This is a genomic window from Alkalimarinus coralli (genome assembly GCF_023650515.1).
Classification (GTDB): domain Bacteria; phylum Pseudomonadota; class Gammaproteobacteria; order Pseudomonadales; family Oleiphilaceae; genus Alkalimarinus; species Alkalimarinus coralli.
Genome location: NZ_CP096016.1, coordinates 4,297,337 through 4,315,997 on the forward strand (window position 1 = coordinate 4,297,337; position 18,661 = coordinate 4,315,997).

General features: G+C 47.0%; 21 protein-coding genes. 9 read left to right on the forward strand and 12 right to left on the reverse strand.

Annotation, left to right across the window (positions count from 1 at the left end):
- Positions 1-2: 2 nt before the first annotated feature.
- Both MY523_RS19345 and MY523_RS19350 read left to right on the forward strand, forming a co-directional pair.
- Positions 3-1,283, forward strand: a complete 1,281-nt coding sequence (locus tag MY523_RS19345) for a CinA family nicotinamide mononucleotide deamidase-related protein (protein WP_250656320.1) — start codon at positions 3-5, stop codon at positions 1,281-1,283.
- 81 nt (positions 1,284-1,364) lie between these two features.
- The gene (locus tag MY523_RS19350; protein WP_250658851.1) at positions 1,365-2,039 is read left to right on the forward strand and encodes an alpha/beta family hydrolase; all 675 of its coding nucleotides are present in this window, start codon (positions 1,365-1,367) and stop codon (positions 2,037-2,039) included.
- Here MY523_RS19350 and MY523_RS19355 read toward each other — a convergent pair.
- The 4 genes from MY523_RS19355 to MY523_RS19370 all read right to left on the reverse strand — a co-directional run bounded on the left by MY523_RS19355 (position 2,034) and on the right by MY523_RS19370 (position 3,669).
- Positions 2,034-2,192, reverse strand: a complete 159-nt coding sequence (locus tag MY523_RS19355) for a hypothetical protein (protein WP_250656321.1) — start codon at positions 2,190-2,192, stop codon at positions 2,034-2,036. The two genes, MY523_RS19350 and MY523_RS19355, sit on opposite strands and share 6 nt — an antisense overlap.
- Before the next feature lie 127 nt (positions 2,193-2,319).
- Positions 2,320-2,784 (reverse strand): YaiI/YqxD family protein, encoded by a 465-nt coding sequence (locus tag MY523_RS19360; RefSeq protein ID WP_250656322.1) that lies wholly within the window; start codon positions 2,782-2,784, stop codon positions 2,320-2,322.
- Positions 2,785-2,979: 195 nt separating this feature from the next.
- Positions 2,980-3,426 (reverse strand): FKBP-type peptidyl-prolyl cis-trans isomerase, encoded by a 447-nt coding sequence (locus MY523_RS19365; RefSeq protein ID WP_305883248.1) that lies wholly within the window; start codon positions 3,424-3,426, stop codon positions 2,980-2,982.
- A gap of 33 nt (positions 3,427-3,459) precedes the next feature.
- Complete coding sequence (locus MY523_RS19370; RefSeq protein ID WP_250656323.1) at positions 3,460-3,669, reverse strand: cold-shock protein; 210 nt, start codon at positions 3,667-3,669, stop codon at positions 3,460-3,462.
- A 479-nt stretch (positions 3,670-4,148) separates the two neighbouring features.
- On the opposite strand from MY523_RS19370, the gene MY523_RS19375 reads away from it, so the two are divergent.
- The gene (locus tag MY523_RS19375) at positions 4,149-5,969 is read left to right on the forward strand and encodes a DEAD/DEAH box helicase (RefSeq protein WP_250656324.1); all 1,821 of its coding nucleotides are present in this window, start codon (positions 4,149-4,151) and stop codon (positions 5,967-5,969) included.
- 165 nt (positions 5,970-6,134) lie between these two features.
- Here the strand turns inward: MY523_RS19375 and MY523_RS19380 are convergent, their stop codons facing one another.
- The 4 genes from MY523_RS19380 to ppnP all read right to left on the reverse strand — a co-directional run bounded on the left by MY523_RS19380 (position 6,135) and on the right by ppnP (position 10,162).
- Entirely contained in the window at positions 6,135-7,754 is a 1,620-nt protein-coding gene (locus MY523_RS19380; RefSeq protein WP_250655547.1) for an IS1182 family transposase, read from the reverse strand.
- Positions 7,755-7,914: 160 nt separating this feature from the next.
- Positions 7,915-8,784 carry a 1-acyl-sn-glycerol-3-phosphate acyltransferase gene (locus MY523_RS19385; RefSeq protein ID WP_250656325.1) on the reverse strand — a complete coding sequence of 290 codons (870 nt, stop codon included), beginning with the start codon at positions 8,782-8,784 and terminating at the stop codon, positions 7,915-7,917.
- 244 nt (positions 8,785-9,028) lie between these two features.
- Positions 9,029-9,784, reverse strand: a complete 756-nt coding sequence (locus MY523_RS19390; protein ID WP_250656326.1) for a glutathione S-transferase N-terminal domain-containing protein — start codon at positions 9,782-9,784, stop codon at positions 9,029-9,031.
- A gap of 96 nt (positions 9,785-9,880) precedes the next feature.
- Entirely contained in the window at positions 9,881-10,162 is a 282-nt protein-coding gene (gene ppnP / locus MY523_RS19395) for a pyrimidine/purine nucleoside phosphorylase (RefSeq protein WP_250656327.1), read from the reverse strand.
- 131 nt (positions 10,163-10,293) lie between these two features.
- Between ppnP and MY523_RS19400 the strand changes: the two genes are divergently transcribed.
- Positions 10,294-10,482, forward strand: coding sequence for a DUF6701 domain-containing protein (locus MY523_RS19400; RefSeq protein ID WP_338021783.1), 189 nt, complete (start codon positions 10,294-10,296; stop codon positions 10,480-10,482).
- 56 nt (positions 10,483-10,538) lie between these two features.
- On the opposite strand, the gene olsF is transcribed toward MY523_RS19400, so the two are convergent.
- Both olsF and MY523_RS19410 read right to left on the reverse strand, forming a co-directional pair.
- Complete coding sequence (gene olsF, locus MY523_RS19405) at positions 10,539-12,305, reverse strand: bifunctional ornithine lipid synthase OlsF (protein WP_250656329.1); 1,767 nt, start codon at positions 12,303-12,305, stop codon at positions 10,539-10,541.
- A gap of 170 nt (positions 12,306-12,475) precedes the next feature.
- Positions 12,476-13,504, reverse strand: coding sequence for a M14 family zinc carboxypeptidase (locus MY523_RS19410; protein ID WP_250656330.1), 1,029 nt, complete (start codon positions 13,502-13,504; stop codon positions 12,476-12,478).
- A 434-nt stretch (positions 13,505-13,938) separates the two neighbouring features.
- On the opposite strand from MY523_RS19410, the gene MY523_RS19415 reads away from it, so the two are divergent.
- Positions 13,939-14,199, forward strand: coding sequence for a type 2 periplasmic-binding domain-containing protein (locus MY523_RS19415; protein WP_250656331.1), 261 nt, complete (start codon positions 13,939-13,941; stop codon positions 14,197-14,199).
- A gap of 200 nt (positions 14,200-14,399) precedes the next feature.
- Here MY523_RS19415 and MY523_RS19420 read toward each other — a convergent pair whose 3' ends face one another.
- Together MY523_RS19420 and MY523_RS19425 are read right to left on the reverse strand one after the other, a co-directional pair.
- Complete coding sequence (locus MY523_RS19420; RefSeq protein WP_250656332.1) at positions 14,400-14,609, reverse strand: cold-shock protein; 210 nt, start codon at positions 14,607-14,609, stop codon at positions 14,400-14,402.
- A 252-nt stretch (positions 14,610-14,861) separates the two neighbouring features.
- Positions 14,862-15,299 carry a PilZ domain-containing protein gene (locus MY523_RS19425; RefSeq protein ID WP_250656333.1) on the reverse strand — a complete coding sequence of 146 codons (438 nt, stop codon included), beginning with the start codon at positions 15,297-15,299 and terminating at the stop codon, positions 14,862-14,864.
- Positions 15,300-15,404: 105 nt separating this feature from the next.
- On the opposite strand from MY523_RS19425, the gene MY523_RS19430 reads away from it, so the two are divergent.
- The 4 genes from MY523_RS19430 to MY523_RS19445 all read left to right on the forward strand — a co-directional run bounded on the left by MY523_RS19430 (position 15,405) and on the right by MY523_RS19445 (position 18,632).
- Complete coding sequence (locus tag MY523_RS19430; RefSeq protein WP_250656334.1) at positions 15,405-16,004, forward strand: DUF2238 domain-containing protein; 600 nt, start codon at positions 15,405-15,407, stop codon at positions 16,002-16,004.
- Between the two features lie 135 nt (positions 16,005-16,139).
- Positions 16,140-17,393, forward strand: coding sequence for a cation:proton antiporter (locus MY523_RS19435; protein WP_250656335.1), 1,254 nt, complete (start codon positions 16,140-16,142; stop codon positions 17,391-17,393).
- A gap of 5 nt (positions 17,394-17,398) precedes the next feature.
- Positions 17,399-17,878 (forward strand): CBS domain-containing protein, encoded by a 480-nt coding sequence (locus MY523_RS19440; RefSeq protein WP_250656336.1) that lies wholly within the window; start codon positions 17,399-17,401, stop codon positions 17,876-17,878.
- A 76-nt stretch (positions 17,879-17,954) separates the two neighbouring features.
- Complete coding sequence (locus tag MY523_RS19445) at positions 17,955-18,632, forward strand: hypothetical protein (RefSeq protein ID WP_250656337.1); 678 nt, start codon at positions 17,955-17,957, stop codon at positions 18,630-18,632.
- Positions 18,633-18,661: the final 29 nt, after the last annotated feature.

The window sequence follows — 18,661 nt, forward strand, 5'->3', positions numbered from 1 at the left end:
AGATGAAGAAATTTCAGATTCAATTGCTGTTGACCGGTGATGAGTTGATGAGTGGCGATATTGTCGACTCTAACTCTGTCATGATCGCAAAAAAACTCCAGGCAAGGGGGTTTACTGTTAGTCGCAGAGTCACCGTGGGCGATGATGTTGATTTGTTACGACAGGAAATTGCGGATATCTCTGCTGCTGCCGATGTGCTGATTGTTAACGGCGGGCTCGGGCCAACGGTTGATGACTTAACCGCTGAAGTGTTGGCGCAGGTTGTTGCACAGCCACTTGAAGAAAATACTCAGGCAATTAATCATCTGACTTCATGGTGCTCCAAGCGCAACTTTAAGCTGGATGGGGCGAACAGGAAACAAGCGTTGTTGCCCAAAGGGGTTGCCATTGTGCCCAACCCGGTAGGCAGCGCAGTCGGTTTTTCGGTTGATCACCAAGGCTGCTGGATTGTTTGTACCCCAGGAGTGCCGTCTGAGTTAGCAATGATGTTGGACGAATCCATACTTGATGAGCTGAGTGCCCGTTTCCCGCAGTTGGAAAAAACCTCCGTTACTCATCTACCGGTATTTGGTTTAGGTGAGTCAAAAATTCAACAAATGATTATTGAAAATATACCTGACTGGCCAGCGTCGGTCGAGCTGGGGTTTCGTGCGTCGCTGCCGATTGTGGATGTAAAGCTGACAACACGCGGGGCCGAAGGAGAAGCGCAAAGAGCCAACTGCCTTTCCCGACTGAGACAGGTGCTGGGGGCGCATATTATAGCCGAGCAGGAAGACACGCTGCCGCAAAGGGTGGTGAGCCTATTGCAGCAACAGGGCAAGACGTTGACCACCGCCGAATCATGCACTGGCGGCCTTATCGCTTCGCAGATTACCTCTGTTGCTGGGGCCTCGTCCGTTTTTGAAATGGGGGTGGTCAGTTACTCAAACCGGATTAAGAGCGATATCTTAGCCGTTGACCCTTCGGTTATTGAGGCTCATGGCGCGGTGAGCGAACAGGTCGTCTATCAAATGGCAGCTGGCGCATTGAAAGAGAGCGATGCAGACTACTGTATTGCTGTTTCGGGCATTGCCGGGCCGGGCGGTGGCAGCGACGAGAAACCGGTGGGGACGGTATGGGTCGCTTGGGGAGATCGTCATAAAATTGAGACTGAAATGCTCTACTACCCAGGCCCACGACAGTATTTTCAGCAGGTCGTTGCTGCGGTCGGTCTGGATCTCATTCGTCGTCGTTTACTCAATATCGAAGAATCGCCGTTGTATTTTAAGCAAAGAAAGTACTAATCAAAAAACGTATTAGGCAAAGAACGCACTAAGCAAAGAACGTATCAAGCAGCGAAAGTATAAGGAGCAAACAGCATCGTGATGGAATTTTTGGTCAATGAGCCAGAGCAGCCAGTCGGAGCACATCTGATTCTGGCGCATGGTGCGGGCGCGCCAATGGACAGTGCTTTCATGAATACGATAGCGGAAGCCGTTGCCAAAGAAGGGATAAACGTTTGGCGCTTTGAGTTTCCATATATGAGTGAGCGCAGAGAGACTGGGAAAAAGCGCCCACCCAATACACAGAAAGTGCTGCTGGAAAGCTGGAGAGAAGCCTTCTCCACCGTAGTCGACAAGGTTTGTGGTGAAGAAAATGCCACGGCATTGACAGATGGTGGAGCACAAAAGCACCCATTGATTTTGATGGGTGGAAAGTCGATGGGTGGGCGAATGGCCAGCTTGCTGGCGGATGAATTGAAGCCGGATGGCCTTGTTTGCCTGGGGTACCCGTTTCATGCCCCGGGAAAACCAGAGAAACCAAGAACAGAGCACTTGGCAAACATTTCGATACCGACGTTAATCCTGCAGGGAACCCGAGACCCTATGGGTAACAAAGAGAGGGTATCGAACTACTTATTGTCTGAATCAATTGACGTGAAATGGCTGGAAGATGGTGATCATGACTTGAAGCCACGGGTTAAGTCAGGCATCACCCATAGCGACAACATGCAGGGTGCCCGACAACACATCAGCGCTTTTGTGTCTGTGCTGCTATGATTCGTCATAGCAGCCTTTCTTGCTGCTTCTTTGCTGATGCTTGCTGATATCATCACGATATGTGCTTGTTTTATTGACGGTAAAGATTATAAGGCCTGCCGCCATCAGTGCTATGAAACCCAGTACCAGTAAATATATTTCGTTGTGATCCATCTCTACCACTCCACTATTCTAATTTTTATAGTTCATAGTGTGACCTTATAAAAAAATAGATAGAGCCAAAATAGTGGATTACCGAGTAGGTGAAACCCGAAACTAAACGATAGTGCAGTAAATATTTTCAGCTTTGGCCTGGCTTCTTGGTGCAGCTCACCAGATAACGATCAAGCGAATTGGCGAATGCTTGCCTGTCTTGCTGGTTAAAGGGCGCTGGCCCGCCCATTGCCTGCCCGGCACCTCGCATCTCTTCCATAAAATTTCGCATCGTTAAGCGTTGTTTAATGTTCTCTTTAGTGTACTTCTCACCACGAGGGTTCAGTGCAATCGCGCCTTTAGCAACCACGTCTGCAGCAAGGGGAATATCTGCGGTAATGACTAAATCTCCGGCTTTTGACTGTTGTGCAATATAGTTGTCGGCAACATCGAAGCCTGAAGGCACCTGAACTGAGTTGATGCAGGGTGAAGGAGGGGTATGAATGGGTTGATTAGCAACCAGTGTCAGCGGCATTTTAGTCCGTTGCGCGGCTCGAAATAGTATCTCCTTAATTACGTTGGGGCAGGCATCTGCATCGACCCATATTGTCATTGTTAGCCTCTTCTGATTGTGGAAGCGAAGTTGAAAAAGATATGCCTGCCAGTCTATATCACAGCTTCTGGTGACTGCAATTCGTCATAGTGATCGCCAGTGGTTGGCGTATAGTCTATAGGTCAGGGGTTTATCTTAGAGATTGGAATAGAAGAAACAGACGGCGCATGATGCGCCGTCTGTTAGCACTTGAACCTAATGCACGTGTCCGTGATCCAGTTCTTCAGGTGTGGGTTCTCGTACCGCTTCAATGCTCACATCAAAGTTAAGTACAACACCCGCCAAAGGATGGTTAGCGTCTACAGTAATTTCATTGTCTGCAACCTCTGCGACAATAATCATCTGAACACCACCGTCTGGCGCTTCTGCCTGAAACTGCATGCCAGGCTGAATATCTTCAACACCCTGGAACATCTCACGAGGGACAACCTGAACCATCTCGTCGTGACGTTCGCCGTAGGCATCCTCCGGCTGGATGGTCACTTGTAGACTGTCACCAACAGATTTGCCTAACAGTGCGGCTTCTAAGCCAGGAACGATATTACCTGCACCATGCAGGTAACTTAGGGGCGCGTCGTCTATTGAGCTATCGATCACATCACCATCATTGTTTGTCAGGGTGTAATGGATGCTTACGACCATTTTATCAGCGATTTGCAAAATAATAGACCTGCCTTAGAGTGGTTCTACGTTTTCTGCCTGCGGGCCTTTTTGGCCTGCGCCTTCAGTGAAGCGCACTTGCTGCCCTTCTTGAAGTGTGCGGAATCCATCGCTGGCGATGCTGCTGAAGTGAACAAAAAGGTCAGGCCCGTTTTCACGAGTAATAAAGCCAAAACCTTTGCTTTCGTTGAACCACTTTACGGTTCCAGTCAATTTCTCAGACATAGTTAGTTAATCCTTCGTACTGGTGTAGATAAACACAATCGTAATAATGCATAGCTTACTGCGATGCAGGTTAAGCAAGCGTTACAGTGGACTTTCGGGGTCAGAAGCAAGGTCGAGGCATTACTGTCGTACGATATTACTAATGAAACGCGGAGCCAGAGAGCGCTCTAAAAATCAGTGTAGTTCTCTTTCTACGGTATATCAACTGCGAACCGGGCTATTAATGCGGCCCCAAATTTGCCTCAATAATTATCAAGGCCGCTAAAAAACAGGCATCAAAAGCAACCAGATTATTGCCAAAATGTGATCTGTAAACGACTTAACGCCTTATAATTACAGTGATCGGTCATTTATTGAACAGTTTTAGATTAAAAAACAAGCAAAATATGGAATAACAGTGTATAATTCCGGCCCTTTTAAAATCTGTTGGCGAATACATGACTCGTGTGTGTGCCATCAATCTATAGGTAGCGCATCTGATGTCATCATCCCAATTAGGCTTTGATCAACTCGAACTTGCCGAGCCAATACTCAAGGCCGTCAAAGAAGCGGGTTACGAAGTCCCATCCCCTATTCAAGCAGAAAGTATCCCTCACCTTGTGAACGGACACGACCTTTTGGGGCAAGCTCAAACTGGTACCGGCAAAACAGCGGCTTTCGCTTTGCCGTTATTGTCACGAATCGATTTCTCTAAAAAAGTGCCTCAGTTACTTGTGTTGGCACCGACCCGAGAGTTGGCCATTCAGGTTGCCGAAGCATTTCAGACCTACGCCCGTTATTTGAAGGGGTTCCATGTGTTGCCAATTTACGGTGGTTCGTCTTACGATGGCCAGCTGAGGCAGTTGAAGCGCGGAGTTCATGTGGTTGTGGGTACCCCGGGCCGTGTGATGGATCATATGCGTCGTGGGACGCTGAAGCTGGATAATCTGTCGGCACTGGTTCTTGATGAAGCCGATGAAATGCTGCGCATGGGGTTTATCGATGATGTCGAGTGGATCTTGGAGCAGACGCCGGAAGAAAGACAGATTGCTTTGTTTTCTGCCACCATGCCTTCGCAGATCAAGAAGGTCACCGAGCGATACCTGAAAAATCCCAAGCACGTTAAGATCGAAGTAAAGACGTCTACTGCGGATACTATTCGCCAGCGGTATTGGCAGGTCAGCGGTCTGCATAAAATGGATGCGTTAACCCGTATTCTCGAAGTTGAGCCATTTGATGGCATGATCATTTTTGTTCGCACCAAGACGGCAACCGTTGAACTGGCCGAAAAGCTCGAAGCTCGAGGATATTCAGCGGCAGCCTTGAATGGCGATATTTCCCAAGCGGTTCGAGAGCGAACTGTTTCTAAGCTCAAAAGCAAGAAAATAGATATCTTGATAGCGACTGATGTTGCCGCTCGTGGGCTTGATGTAGAGCGCATCAGCCACGTTGTAAACTACGATATTCCTTACGATACCGAAGCGTACGTCCACCGTATCGGGCGAACGGGTCGTGCAGGGCGCACTGGTGATGCGATCCTGTTTGTTTCTCCAAGAGAGAAACGCATGTTGTTCTCTATTGAAAAAGCCACCAAGCAAAAAATTGAGAAAATGACGCTGCCGACAACGGAAGATGTCAATGATCAGCGGGTATCAAAGTTCAAACAAAAAATTACCGATACGCTTGCCAATGAAGGTCTGGATTTTTTCCAGACTTTGTTAGAGCAATACCAGATGGAGCATGATGTTCCTGCAATTGAGGTTGCTGCAGCATTGGCCAAACTGGTTCAGGGTGACGAGCCGCTGTTGTTAAAGCCTCAGCCAGAACGTCGCGAACGACCAGATCGTGGCGAAAGAGGTAGTCGATCTGATCGTTCACGAAGACCGGGCGAGCGAAAAGCAAAACCATTAAAAGATAACCCGGACGTAGATATGGAAAGATACCGTATCGACGTGGGTTATGATCATGGTGTTAAGCCTGGCAATATCGTTGGAGCTATCGCCAACGAAGCGAATCTGGATGCTAATTATATCGGTCATATCCAGATATTTGACTCGTTTAGTACGGTTGACCTGCCTTCCGGCATGCCAAAGCAGACTATGGATTCACTGCGAAAAGTTTGGGTATGTCAGCAGTCCTTGAATATCGCTCCCTATACCGGCGAAGAAGGTCGCTCAAGGGGTGGCAGAGGTGAAGGAAGGCGCAAGCCCGGTGGTGATCGTGGTCGCAAGCCAAGAAAAGCAAATGAGGGTGGGAGTGCAAAACCGACCTCAAGACCGGCAGATAAAAAGCCCCGCGTAAGAAAACCCAAGCAAGACTAGCTTGGGGTGCCGTTTACAGTGTAACTGAATGGTGAATGCCTTGCACGGCGGCTATGCATATCTCGTCGTGCAAAGTGGCAGCCTTGATGAAAGGAGGTACGACTGGAATTAGGGGGGGGCAAGGTGTTGAGGTTTCCTTGATTCCGCTTCGAGGCTGTGAAAGTATTAACAAGCAAGAGATTCTTTGACTTCAAAACGAACTCGAAGCGAATCTGGCGTCATTACAACGGCCTTTATAATTATTGTCTGTAGAAACAGGTAATACTTATAGGCCTTTAAATATAGCTCTGGGCTCCTTCTATTAAGGCGAAACAGAGCTTTATTTTTTATCTCCTCAAGGAGCCTGTCGAACCCCAACACATTAAGTGCACGTGTGAGATTATAACATAACGCCATTAAACTAAACTCAGCCGCTACCTTCTCTTGGCCTCTTAGCAGGAAGTGGCTCCAACCTGCTCTAGATTTCATCGTGCCAAATGGGTGCTCAACGAGTGTACTTCGCTCGCGCATTTTTCCTTTGCTTACCTTCATTCGTTCTTGATGAGCTGTGAGCAGGTCTGCATTCTCACTTCGCCACACGACTCGGCAAGGTATTTTCTCCCCAAGACAGCTTGCTTTTTGGGGGCAGCTTTTACAGACTGTTTCTGATGCACTGAAGCGATGAAATACTTGTCCGTTCTGTGTGCGGGGCGACCCTCGTTGGTTTAATGACTCTCCTGCAGGGCACACATAATGATTTTTCCTCGCATCATATATGAACTGGTCTTTTGTGTACCTTCCCTTTTTCCCTTTACCCCCCGTTTTAGGCTTGGGAACATAAGGTGTTATCTTATCTTTTACACACTTAGCAATATGCGCCCCGCTGTAATAGCCCGCATCAGCAAGCACTTCTAACTCATCTGAATTCAGTATTTTCTTTGCTTTTAGCGACATTGGGTGCAATTGTTTAAGGTCGTTTGGCTCCGTTGTGACTTCTTCGCAAACGATCAAGTGATGCTTGTTATCTACTGCTATCTGTACGCTGTAGCCGGATACCTTTTGAGTTCCTTTGTTCAGTAAACGGGCATCTTTGTCTGTACTGCTCTCTTGTGTTTTTTTAGATTTTTCTAACCTTTTTAATTCGCTCTCTTTATCTTGTTTTTCTTTTTTCCAGTCTTCGAGTTGCTGAAGCACTTTTTCCAGTTCAATATCACTGGGCTTGTTTTCTTCTTCCTTTTCCTGCGCATCTTGCTGATCTAGCTCGTTCTGCCATTGCTCGATATGCGCCTCTAGCTTTTTGAGCTTCTTCTTGAGACCTGTGGTGGTCGTAAAGCTCTTGCGGCTCGCGCTTCCTTTAAAGAAACTGCCGTCAATAGCAATGCACTGGCCTCCAAACAACGAAAGTTTCTTGCAGAATAAAATAAACTCTTTATGAGTCTCCCGAATCGCACGCCGGTTTTGGCTGCGAAAATTAGCGATCGTCTTATAGCTTGGCTTAAGCCCTTGAACTAACCACATCACCTCTATATTACGGTGGCACTCTTGTTCCAACCGACGACTCGACTTAATGCGGTTTAGATATCCGTAGAGGTAAAGCTTGAGTAACGCACCGGGAGGGTAGGCAGGCTGCCCGCTATTAACCTTGTTTTCTAAGGTATGTTGATAGCCGAGCTTTCCTAAGTCTAAACATTCAACATAGGCATCAAGGGCTCTGATGGGATGCCTCTCATGCACGTAGTCATCCATATGGCTCGGAAACAAATCCCCTTGATCGCGGGAGTGTGTTTTCTTGTATTGTCTTCCCATTTTCTTATATCTTCGAAGTCGTTAGGCGACGATATTATACAGCGGGGAGCCTATGGATACTTTCACAGCCTCTTCGCTGCATCACGGCTACGGTTTCTTCAGGATTCAATAAAAAAAAGGAGCGTCCGTTAGGAGGCTCCTTTTTTTATACTGGCGAATCTTATGCGAGGGTAGGTGACAGGTGCAACAAGAACCCGTTCCCGGCGGAGGTTAGCTTATAGTTAATGGCCTTTTTGCCTTCTTCTATCTTCTCTAATATTCCTTTCTCTACCAGAAAGTCCAGCATTTCAGCACTGACTTCATCAAACTTGGCTCTGGCAGCAATTTCGGCCTGAGTCGCCATGCCTTTTAATGAATGCATAGCCATCATTACCAGCATTTCAGGTTGTGTTATCTCAGGGAGCGGCCCTGAGTAGGCAGGGTACTGCAGCTCGGGGAATCGTCCATAAACACTCTTGTAAGACTCCTGAATTGCCGAAATATCACCTTCTTTGCTGCCGGTAAGCTTAAATGAGTGAAAAACTCCTGATACCTTGGTTCGGTAATCTACTTTCGCTAGAAATATCGGCAAATTACACTCTTCTGCGATATGGTAAAAGCCCGTTTTCCAGCGATCGACTTCGCCTCGTGTCCCTTCGGGGGTGAACAAGAAGAATATGCGCTTGTTCTTATGTGTTTCAACAAATTCCCTGATCAGTTCGACCTGACCCTGGCCTTTTGAGCTGCGGCTAATCGGAATTGCGCCTAGCCAGAGCATAATGCGCCCAATTACGGGTACTTTGCACCAGCTGTCTTTAATCGAGAAGTATATTTTTACATCCAGCAGTATGGCAGCACCAAGGGCGTATATGATGTCCCAGTTTGACGTGTGAGGGGCCGCAATGGTGATGCCTGCGCCATCTGGTGCGGAGCCTGTAGTCTTCCATCCTGATAGTTTGAACCAGATGGAATAGATGAATTTAAGGATGTATTTAACGAAGATGCCATCAAAGATGGTTTTATCACGTATTTTTAAAGCTTTTTTGGTCATAAATTAATCACTTTACTTGAACTGACAGGCGTTTTTTTTCCTATCTGTAAATGTAGATTCCTGCTCACACTATCCCTGATTATAAAGAAACCATACTCATTTGTTGTAACAAATCGTATGGGTCTTGATGATGTTTTGCATTGACTTCGGTCTATTCATGTTACGTCGCGTCATCCCATCTACCACCATTGATGATGGAATGATGCTTTGAATACGGCTTGTATCTACCAAACCGTACAGACTTTTAGAGTGCGTAAGTTTTATTCAAGTAGCGGATAATCTCTGCTGACTCAAATAACTCGGTTTCTGTGTTAGGGTCAACCAGATAGGGCACCTGAACATTGCCATGTGCTTGAAAAAACGCCTCCCTTTTACTATTTTCCAGTGGTTTGTAGGGCTTTAGTGTAAATCTAAAGTTGGCAGGGCCCATGTCTGACTTCTGCTGTTTACCTAAGTTAACCAGTAGATAAGGTAGCTCAAGTTCAGACAGTAGCTCTCTTACCGGGCGCGAAAAAGGGCTGGACTCAAAACTATACAGCGTCAGCTGTTTTTCTGCACCTTTTGACGGTTTGGCGGCCACACCTGCGTTGAAGCGTATGCTGCTTGCCAGTGATGAAGCCAGCTGATTAAGCTTATTACTTCTTAGTTGCGGGGGAGGTTGCTTGCCGCGATACTGTTCAAACAAGTAACTGACAGCGGCCTCCGCCCCTTGAATTTTTTGCTGAGTATTGTCATCAACAAGTAGCGGGACATCGGAATACCCGGTCTCTGCTTTTAGTTTTTTGATGTTCTTCCCGCCTTTGGGGCAAGGGTTAATGACCACATCGAGGTTGAGCTCGGTTATGGCTTCCCTTACAAACCTGCACTCTGGGCATCCTTCGCGATCAAACAGCACTAAGGTTTTTTCTGGTGCTTGACTGGTTTTGCTCGCTGACGTGCCTCTCCATGAGCGTACGCTTGAAGCTATCGTTGACGTGATGATATTTAATGTGTGATTCATGAGCGTATCCTTTAGGTCGCATCCGAAGGCATCTGTTATTAAATGCTAAGGCCTTTTTACCATACAACGGATGCTATCAAACTATTCAGCGCAGAGTTATTCGTATTTACACAGATAGGCGGTATCAATCGCGACTTTCAAGTCGAAGCTCTGGTTCGCTTCTACAATAAAGGTCTCTCCTTCGCTAAACTCTTTCCAGTCTTCTTCTCCTGGTAGTTTGACCGTTAGTGCGCCGCTGACAACCGTCATATATTCACGCTTTTCTGTACCAAAGGTGTATTCACCCGGTACCATCACGCCAACAGTGGCAGGTAAGTCCTTGGTTTGAAGGCCAATTGAGGCTACTTTACCATCGAAGTACTGGTTAACATTGAGCATTATGTTTCTCCCATAGATTGCGTAACGATTTTGAAGGGATTATACCGGGGCCAGGGGGTGGCGTCTCCCTAATCTGACACAGAAGATCCAGATCTTTCTTTAACTGCGGACTTGACCGCATAGCGCTTTAGCTGACTAGACCGGGCAACGGGAATGATGGCAGTGTGAAAATTCGCCATGCCTTTGAATGGTGGCTGAAATATGACTGGGATGGCAGCGGCAGTATCAGTGGCTCGGTAGATGCCCCGTCAGCAACGGCAACATTTGGTCGTTACCGTGGCCATGATCGAATTATCTACTGGCGTGAAGTGAGTAACTAACGCTATGGTGAGAGGTTGTTTTATAGTTAGTTAGCACTAACATACAAAATAATCCTCTATCTTACTGGATCGGCAATCTCTTCTGTCTGCGGCCCTGTATGTGGCTTCCTTGGCTTAAGATTGTAGCGCTTTCGCTTAATGTCTTTGATTTTATCAATGTCTACGACGACTAGCCCATCGATACAGTCAGCAAAGTCAGGGTCAATATTGAAATCCAGGAACTGCACACCACCGGGTTCACACAGTTCGCTGTACTGCTTGTAGAGCGTTGGCACTGAGTAACCCATGTGTGAGAGTTGGTTTTTCATGCGCATAAATGCGTCTTTGGTATTAAGGTCGGCAAACAGGCTTTCAAGTCGTTCTGTTGACTGCTCGTCAATGGTATAGGGGTTTTTAGCCAACACGAACGATTTATTGCAGCCATAATAGTGTTTGTAATAGTAGACCAGCGTATCCTGGGCGACTTTCGAGTAGGTGTTACTGATACTTACCGGGCCGATGAGGTAACGATACTGAGGGTTTCGGTTCAAAAATGCGGAGATACCATACCAGAGGTACTCAAGGCTTCGCGTGCCCCAGTATTTTGGCTGAACAAAACTACGACCTAACTCAAGCCCCTGCTTGGTGATCGGCGCGATAGAGGGCTGCAGATCAAACAGGGTTGAGCTGTATATTCTGTTTTTGGCTGAGTCTTTAAGTGCTTTATGGGTATTACACAGACGATAAGCTCCCACAACTTCGAGTTCTTCTGCATCCCATAACACAATGTGGAAATAGCGTTGGTCGAACTGATCCAGATCTCTACGGTCACCTGTTCCCTCACCGACAACCCGAAAGGCGATCTCTCTGAGTCTGCCAATTTCGCGCATCAGACAGGCATTGGGCTTATGGGTGTAAAGGTATATTTTCTTATTGTCCTTGGTTTCGCCCAATAACTCACACTGGCTGATCTCCTGCCTTAGTAGCTGGCGGTTTTCCGGGTGCGCGATGGCTTTCTCGGTTTTGAACAGGGAAGATTTCCCTTTACCTATGCGGTAAACCTGTTTTTTGAAAAGGCTTGCCTTGGCTTTTAACGGTATTTTTAGCTCTTGATAAACGCTGGGTTGAACCTGCTCGCCAATGCGAATTGCGACTGAATTTTTTGCATGTTTAAAAGTTTCACGAATTAGCCATAAGGTCGATAAAGGGCGTGAAAGCAGTGATAGGCTGTAAAAAAACAGAGAGTTCTTGGCGTCGACATAAACAGGCAGTATCGGAGACTGCGTGGCTTCAGCAATGCGTAAAAAGCCGCTTCTCCATTTCCCATCCCGAACACCGGCAGGGCTCATTCGGGAGACCTCGCCTGCGGGGAATACGATCAAAGCACCTTCATTGTTAAGGTGTTCATGAATGGCTTTTAGCTTGCTGCTGGCTGTTCCGCCGCCCATGTTGTTGACCGGTAGCACCAATGATTGAATCGGATTGATAGTCATCAGTAAATCATTGCCAATCACTTTAACATCGCTGCGAATTTCGCTGACCAGTTTGAGTAGTGCCAAACCGTCCAGGGTACCAATGGGGTGGTTCGCAATAATCACCAGCTTGCCTGAAACCGGGATGCGTTCCCGCTCGTTATGCCTGACGGAGTAGCTGAAATCGAAGTAGTTGAACACCTCTTCTATAAAATCGACACCTTGTACGTGTGGATATCGCTCGCCAAATTGCTGAAACTCGCGCTCGTGGAAGAGTAGTCTTAGCATGGCAAGAATAGGGCGTTTAATAAGACGTGAGCGGCCGAGGAAACTTGGGTAGCGATCCTCAATAACAGATTGGATGTTCAGCATGTCAACCTCCTGGACTAGGTTCCGCCGCCCTGATGGCGACCTATCTTCTTAACGACTCTGATCTATGTCTGTGGAGGCTAGTGGCTAATTGTGACGGTTATTGGTCATTATTGTTGCAGTTGTGTGGCAATTTTAATTTCTGCTTTGCTCTATGGTGCCAACTGCGGTCTTTACTCGTACCAGAGGGCATCTGCCAACAGGCGGTTTTCCTGCGCGTGCATGCTTTGAGTCCAGAATGCATATGAGCGAGTGGCCCGTACCATAAACTCCATAAGCAGCTGATGATGCCTGAGTACGCGTCTGACCCGGTGGGGGCGCATCGGGTGGAACATGCCGAGTGCATTCCTGATCTGCATTGGGTTTTTCTTAACCCACATCCATGAGCCCATTTCGAGTGTTAGCGGTAGAAAGGTTTTGCCTTCGCTGAGTGCTTCTTTGTACATATAATCCCACAGGTCACCATGAGTGGTGTAATGGCGGGACTGGGGTTCAAAAAGATAATTCTGATGGGGGTAGGTGGAGAAAAACATCTCTCTAAGCTGGTAAATTTCTGCCATGTGCGGCATACGCTCAGTTTTACTATAGGCATAGGGAAACCAGATCCGGTCTTGAAAACCAAAGCCAGAATGACAGTCGACAACGAGACTAAAGGGCGAGGGGAACAGCTCTTTCTTGATGGTTGCAATGAGCGCTGAAGACTCTTTCTCCATTGGTGCGCCTTCAGGCCCTCTGTACCATGGCAGCATGGGAGATAACCGATGCCCTCCGACGAGCCAGGGCACGTTATCTTCTGCATCGATAGGGGCGTTCCTCATCAAATCTACACCATTCCCGTTCGAGCGCCAGTTTCTCAACATCCCCACAGGGTTCATCAACGGAAGAAAGACCAGTTTTACCTGCTCCAGTGCGTCGACAAGCGTCGAATCCCAATGTGCTCGCTGAATCAGTGTTTCCAGAAATGAAAGCACCACCTGGGTGCCAATTCGTTCAATGCCGTGAATACCTCCCACAAATGCGATGGCGGGTTTGTCAGCCGCTTCGCTGCCGAGTGCAATAGAATAGACAGGGTATAAGTGGTCGCGGGTGGGGCTTTGAGTAATTGTCTCAACTCTTAGCAGCTCCCCCCCTTTTTGTATGATTGAGCTAATTTGGCTCAGCTCCGGAAGGTGAGCATCAATGCGGGTGGTGTATTTTTCCATGTTGCCAGTCGGTTTCCTTAGCTCCAGCCTCTGAGCAATAAAGGGCTAAGCCTGTTGCTTAGAGGCAGGTTTTCTGAGAGACGTGTTTAAAGCAAGATGTTTATAGTCGTATGTAGTGACGCAAAGTGTAATGGAGTTTGCGTTGGTTATGGTTACGGTTTGATGACAGGGAACCCCGATTGACAGGCAAAAAAAAGACTCCAGCGGGGTCCGAGGAGTCAAGAGTATGTGCTGAAGGGAGCAACTTTCTAAATGCACAATAATGAAAAAGAGCACAGTAGCGAAACGATTTCTACCTCTTCTCGAAACTGTGAAAGCTATACTAGCTCAACGACTCTCACCACACTGTTTCCAATGTATTAAAGAAAGTTAATAACAGGATTGTTAACGGTGACTGGGCCGAGTTTTTAAGGCTCAATGAGGTCAGGGTTGATGTGGCTGCTTCTGTCGACAATGAAGAGTGGGCGCAATCACTGGTTGAGGCAGGTGTCGGTTTGGCAATCGTGCCGCTTCATCAAGGTACGGATTATTCACACTGTTTTGTCGTGAAAGAGCTGAGCGAGATTGAGGGAATGGAGCCATTAAGGCGTACGGTAGGGGTGGCAATACCGTTTAGTCATCTGGCTAATGAGTGTATTGCAGAGGTAAAAGAGAAACTGATTAAGGCGCAAACGGAGCCATCACAACCCGTTTGATTGGTTATGAAAGGCATAGGAGGTGTAAAAGGGGCACAAGGCCCCTTTTACGAATTCTGACACTAATGTCTGCTGGAAACGTTATCTGCTTGGACTACAAGTTATTAATAACTGTTTTTAGTAACTACAAACTTAATAATAAGCTCTTAACTACCAAAAGTCGTATAACAAAAAGGCATCAACAGAACGTCAGACGAGCCTTAAGCTGGTGTTACGTTTTCAGCTTGTGGGCCTTTTTGGCCAGTACCTTCAGTGAAAGTAACAGCCTGACCTTCCTGTAGAGTACGGAACCCGTCGGAAGCTATGTTGCTGAAGTGAACAAATAGGTCTGGACCATTGTCACGCTGAATGAATCCAAATCCTTTCGACTCGTTGAACCACTTAACGGTTCCTGATTGCTTTTCTGACATTCTAAATAACCTTGAACTTTACGAACTAATTTATGCTATCAATTCTTGGAGTTTTCCAAAAATATCCTAATGAAAACGCCAGTGAGTATCAGGTTAATAACCTGTACTGTTTTGATCTGCCAATTTTCAATATCAAAGTTTAGTCCTATGACAAAAAATAAACAAATAATTATTCATGATACTTTAGTTAAATCGTGAAAATAGCTTATTCAAGCGCTGAAAACACCGGTGCCAGCGGTAAACAGGGGCGGGTTAGGGCGTTGGTTGCACTTCTGTTTTTAGTCTTAATTTCTCACTCCGTTCCAAAATGCCCTCAATTCGTCCAAGCTGTGACTTTGTTTCAATATTTTTCATATGACGGCTGGCGTTGTAATCAAACTCAATTCCGTAACGGGGGTGGGGGTGTGATTCAATTTTGTTTTTAACAACACCCTCTACTTTTGCAACGTGAATATCGCCCATCAGCATTTTTAGTGTGATGTTGAGGGTAACCTGCTGCCCAGCTGTTAAGTCATACTCGGACTCAATCGAAATCCCAAGCTTGCTGTAATCACAGGGCTCGACTTCAAGCCACTCGCCAAATAACCCTTTTTTTATCCTGAGTTCAGCGTTTAGTTCAATGGCGGGGTGTCGCCGAAATCGGCGACGCTCACTTTGCCGCTTTGTTGGCGCGGTTGTGTCAGCCGTCATGAATGTGTCCTCGTTTTCTTATACTATTTACAAAAGGTTAGCACTTAATTGGTGTCACACTTAAACTAACGACCAAGTCTATAATTATTATAAGGAATCTGCGATATGGCTCACAGGGGCTTGTGGTTAACTATCTTTGCTGTTGTTTTGGTCTGGTCTGGTATTGGCCCGAAAGATTATTACACATGGTTTTTGGAAGTACTGCCCGCCCTGCTTGCGGTAATGATTATAGGCCTGACGGATAAAAAGTTTCCTTTAACGCCTCTGTGTAGCTGGTTAGTGCTGGTTCACTGTGTGGTTCTGATGGTCGGGGGACACTATACCTACGCTGAAGTGCCTCTGTTTGACTGGTTGGCGGATATCTTCGATTGGGAGCGAAATAATTACGATAAGGTGGGCCATTTTGCACAGGGGTTTGTGCCGGCGATTGTTGCTCGAGAGGTGCTGATACGGCACGAGGTGATCAAACAATCAGCCTGGTTGGCATTTATTGTTGTTTCTATCTGTCTGGCAATTAGCGCATTTTATGAGTTGATTGAGTGGTGGGTTGCACTGCTTTCCAATGAAGCAGCTGAGTCATTTCTAGGTACCCAGGGATACGTCTGGGATACCCAGTCAGATATGTTGTTGGCTTTGATTGGCGCGATGGCTGCTGTAACGTTGCTCAAATCATTACACGACAAGCAGTTAGCCAAGCTAACATAGTCGAGTTTGCATAACGCAGGTTTGCAGACACTAAGTAGGTTTTTAGGCACTAAGCAGGTTTTTAGACACTAGGCAGGTTTTTAGACACTAGGCGTTTGCAAATGCAGCCACTTAGCCCCGAATGGAACAACAATAATGATACCCGAAGGAAGCCCCAATACAGCGTTGCATCAGTTACTGGTGATTGGCTTGGTTATGCTGGTCAGCCTCTATATCGGCAAGTGGGTCAAACGAACCAAGCTACCATCATTGATTGGTTATATGCTCGTAGGCGTTGTGGCTGGCCCATTCGTATTGAATGGCATTGATAAAAGCCTGCTATCTCAGTTGGATTTTATTGTAGAGGTTGGCCTTGGCTTGGTTGCCTTTACGATTGGTGCGGTCTTAAGCGTTGCTTCGTTCAAGAAAACGGGACGTGGTTTAGCCAGTCTTATATTGGGTGAAACAATCGTTGCGTTTTTAGTGGTGACCTTGGGTGTATACCTGTTCTTTGACAACTGGCCGTTGGCCATGTTGTTGGGTGCAATAGGCGCTGCAAGCGCGCCAGCGGGAACGGTTGCCATCATTCAGGATTATCAGGCGAAAGGGCGCCTGACCAACACCCTTTATGCGGTGGTAGGGTTTGATGACGGACTATCCGTTATTATTTATGGCTTCGCTCTGGTATTTGCAAAGTCAATACTACTGCAAACCAACGGCCATACCGAGTATAGTGTGACCGACCAGCTCTGGGCTCCTTTTCAGGAAATACTGCTAAGTATTCTGGTGGGGCTTATCGCCGGTTATGTATTTCTTGCGCTGGTGAAAAAACTGCGTAAAGAAGGTGATATATTAGTGCTGTCGTCAGCGCTGGTGATGATTTTAGTGGGGCTTTCGCAACAATGGCATCTCTCATTGGTATTGACCAATATGGTTGCCGGTATGGTGTTGGTTAACTCTGGCAGAGAGGGAGTCATTAATCGGGTCCGGCAGGCTACGTCGATGATTATGCCGCTTGTCTTTATACTGTTTTTTGCCTTGGCTGGCGCGCATTTGGATATATCTTCATTGCTGATTGTAGGGGGCGGGGGCGTTGTTTATATTATCAGCCGCTGCATAGGCAAGGCCGGGGGAGCCTGGATTGGCGGCACCTTAGGCGGGGCTGACCCCCAAATAGCCCGTTCGCTTGGTTTGGCTATTCTTTCTCAGGCTGGTTTGGCGATAGGGTTGGCGCTCATCGTTCAGAAGGAGATGGCACACATCGCGGTGCTCTATAACTTGCCATCGGCTGCTGAAATTGGCGCAACCGTTTTGACGACCATTACCGCCACAACGGTTATTTTTGAAATCATTGGCCCGATATTAACCCGCCATGTGTTATCAAAAGCGGGAGAGATTAATGACAGGTAAATGTTATGGATCACCCTCAGAGTAATGAACGCAGCAGGGGTATAGGTCGCGTGAAAGACCTGCTGCGGTATATTGGTAACCGGCCATGGCCTTCGGTGCATGAAAATACGCCGATTGAAGAAGCTGTTGAAGCGTTGTCGCAATCGTCTTACTCACATGTTGTGTATGTGACAGATGAGTCTCGAACCTTACGGGGAGTTGTGACAGAAGAGGCGTTGGTGAAGTATCTTTTTATTCACTATCACGATGAGATGCTCGATACTCGGGTGTTGATCAGCCGGGCTCTTTCGGAGCACGCCTCTGATTTGATGCGAAATGAACGATTAAAGGCAGCGTTAGATGATGATTTGGCGTTTATACTCGAAGAGATGATCACCTGCAAAGTAGACGAAGTCCCGGTGGTGAATGCAGACGGACAGATGTTAGGTGATATCACCATGAAAGATATTATTCGATATCACAGGTACTTGGAACGTAATGGCTAGGGAAGCTAGGGGCTGCGTTTGCAAAGACTAGGCAAAAAAAGACTCAAAATAGAAAAAGATAAACATTAAGGGATGTATGATGAATCAAATTTGGGATGTGGACGCGGGTTTTCTTGATGATGAGCTGCTGACAGAGCAGATGCGGCTGCTGTCTGGTTTAATCAACGATCAAACCAGCCGGGAGAAGCGGCTTCCTTCGCACTGGATTGGTCATGAAGAGGCCCTGGTTGTTAAGTTAAATCAACTTATTGCGGAAATGCGCCTAAGGGATATCGCAACACCTGAGTATCAGACTATTTACCAGGGAACCATTATTTGGCCTGCACGCTATCAAGAACCATTAAAAGAACAGCTTCAGAAACTGGCGGAGCGAAGGGCGCGTGGATTACATGGGCGCATCGCAGTGCCTGCCAATGAGCGTGAGCTATGGGCTATTTATCGCTATTCAGTGATGGCGCGTAACCATAATTCATTTATTTGTATTGGCCAGCAAGTCGCTAGTCGCCAGATTGCATTTGATGATCTGTTGCAGGAAGTTGTCCATGCTGGACGAGCAGAACCCTATCAGCCTGATGTTCAAAATGCACTGCAACAGATGTGGGGGTATGTTTCTGCAAACTCTTTTGTCCGGCCGAATGAAGTTAGCAACTCAGAGCTGCTGGCTGAAGTTCAATTACTTGCCAAACAGACCAACGCAGAATATTTGTTAAAGTCGACTTCGCTGGGTGAATTAGCGCTCTGGTGTAAAGAGTAACCCCTGAGTGACGCAGATGTTGAGAGGCA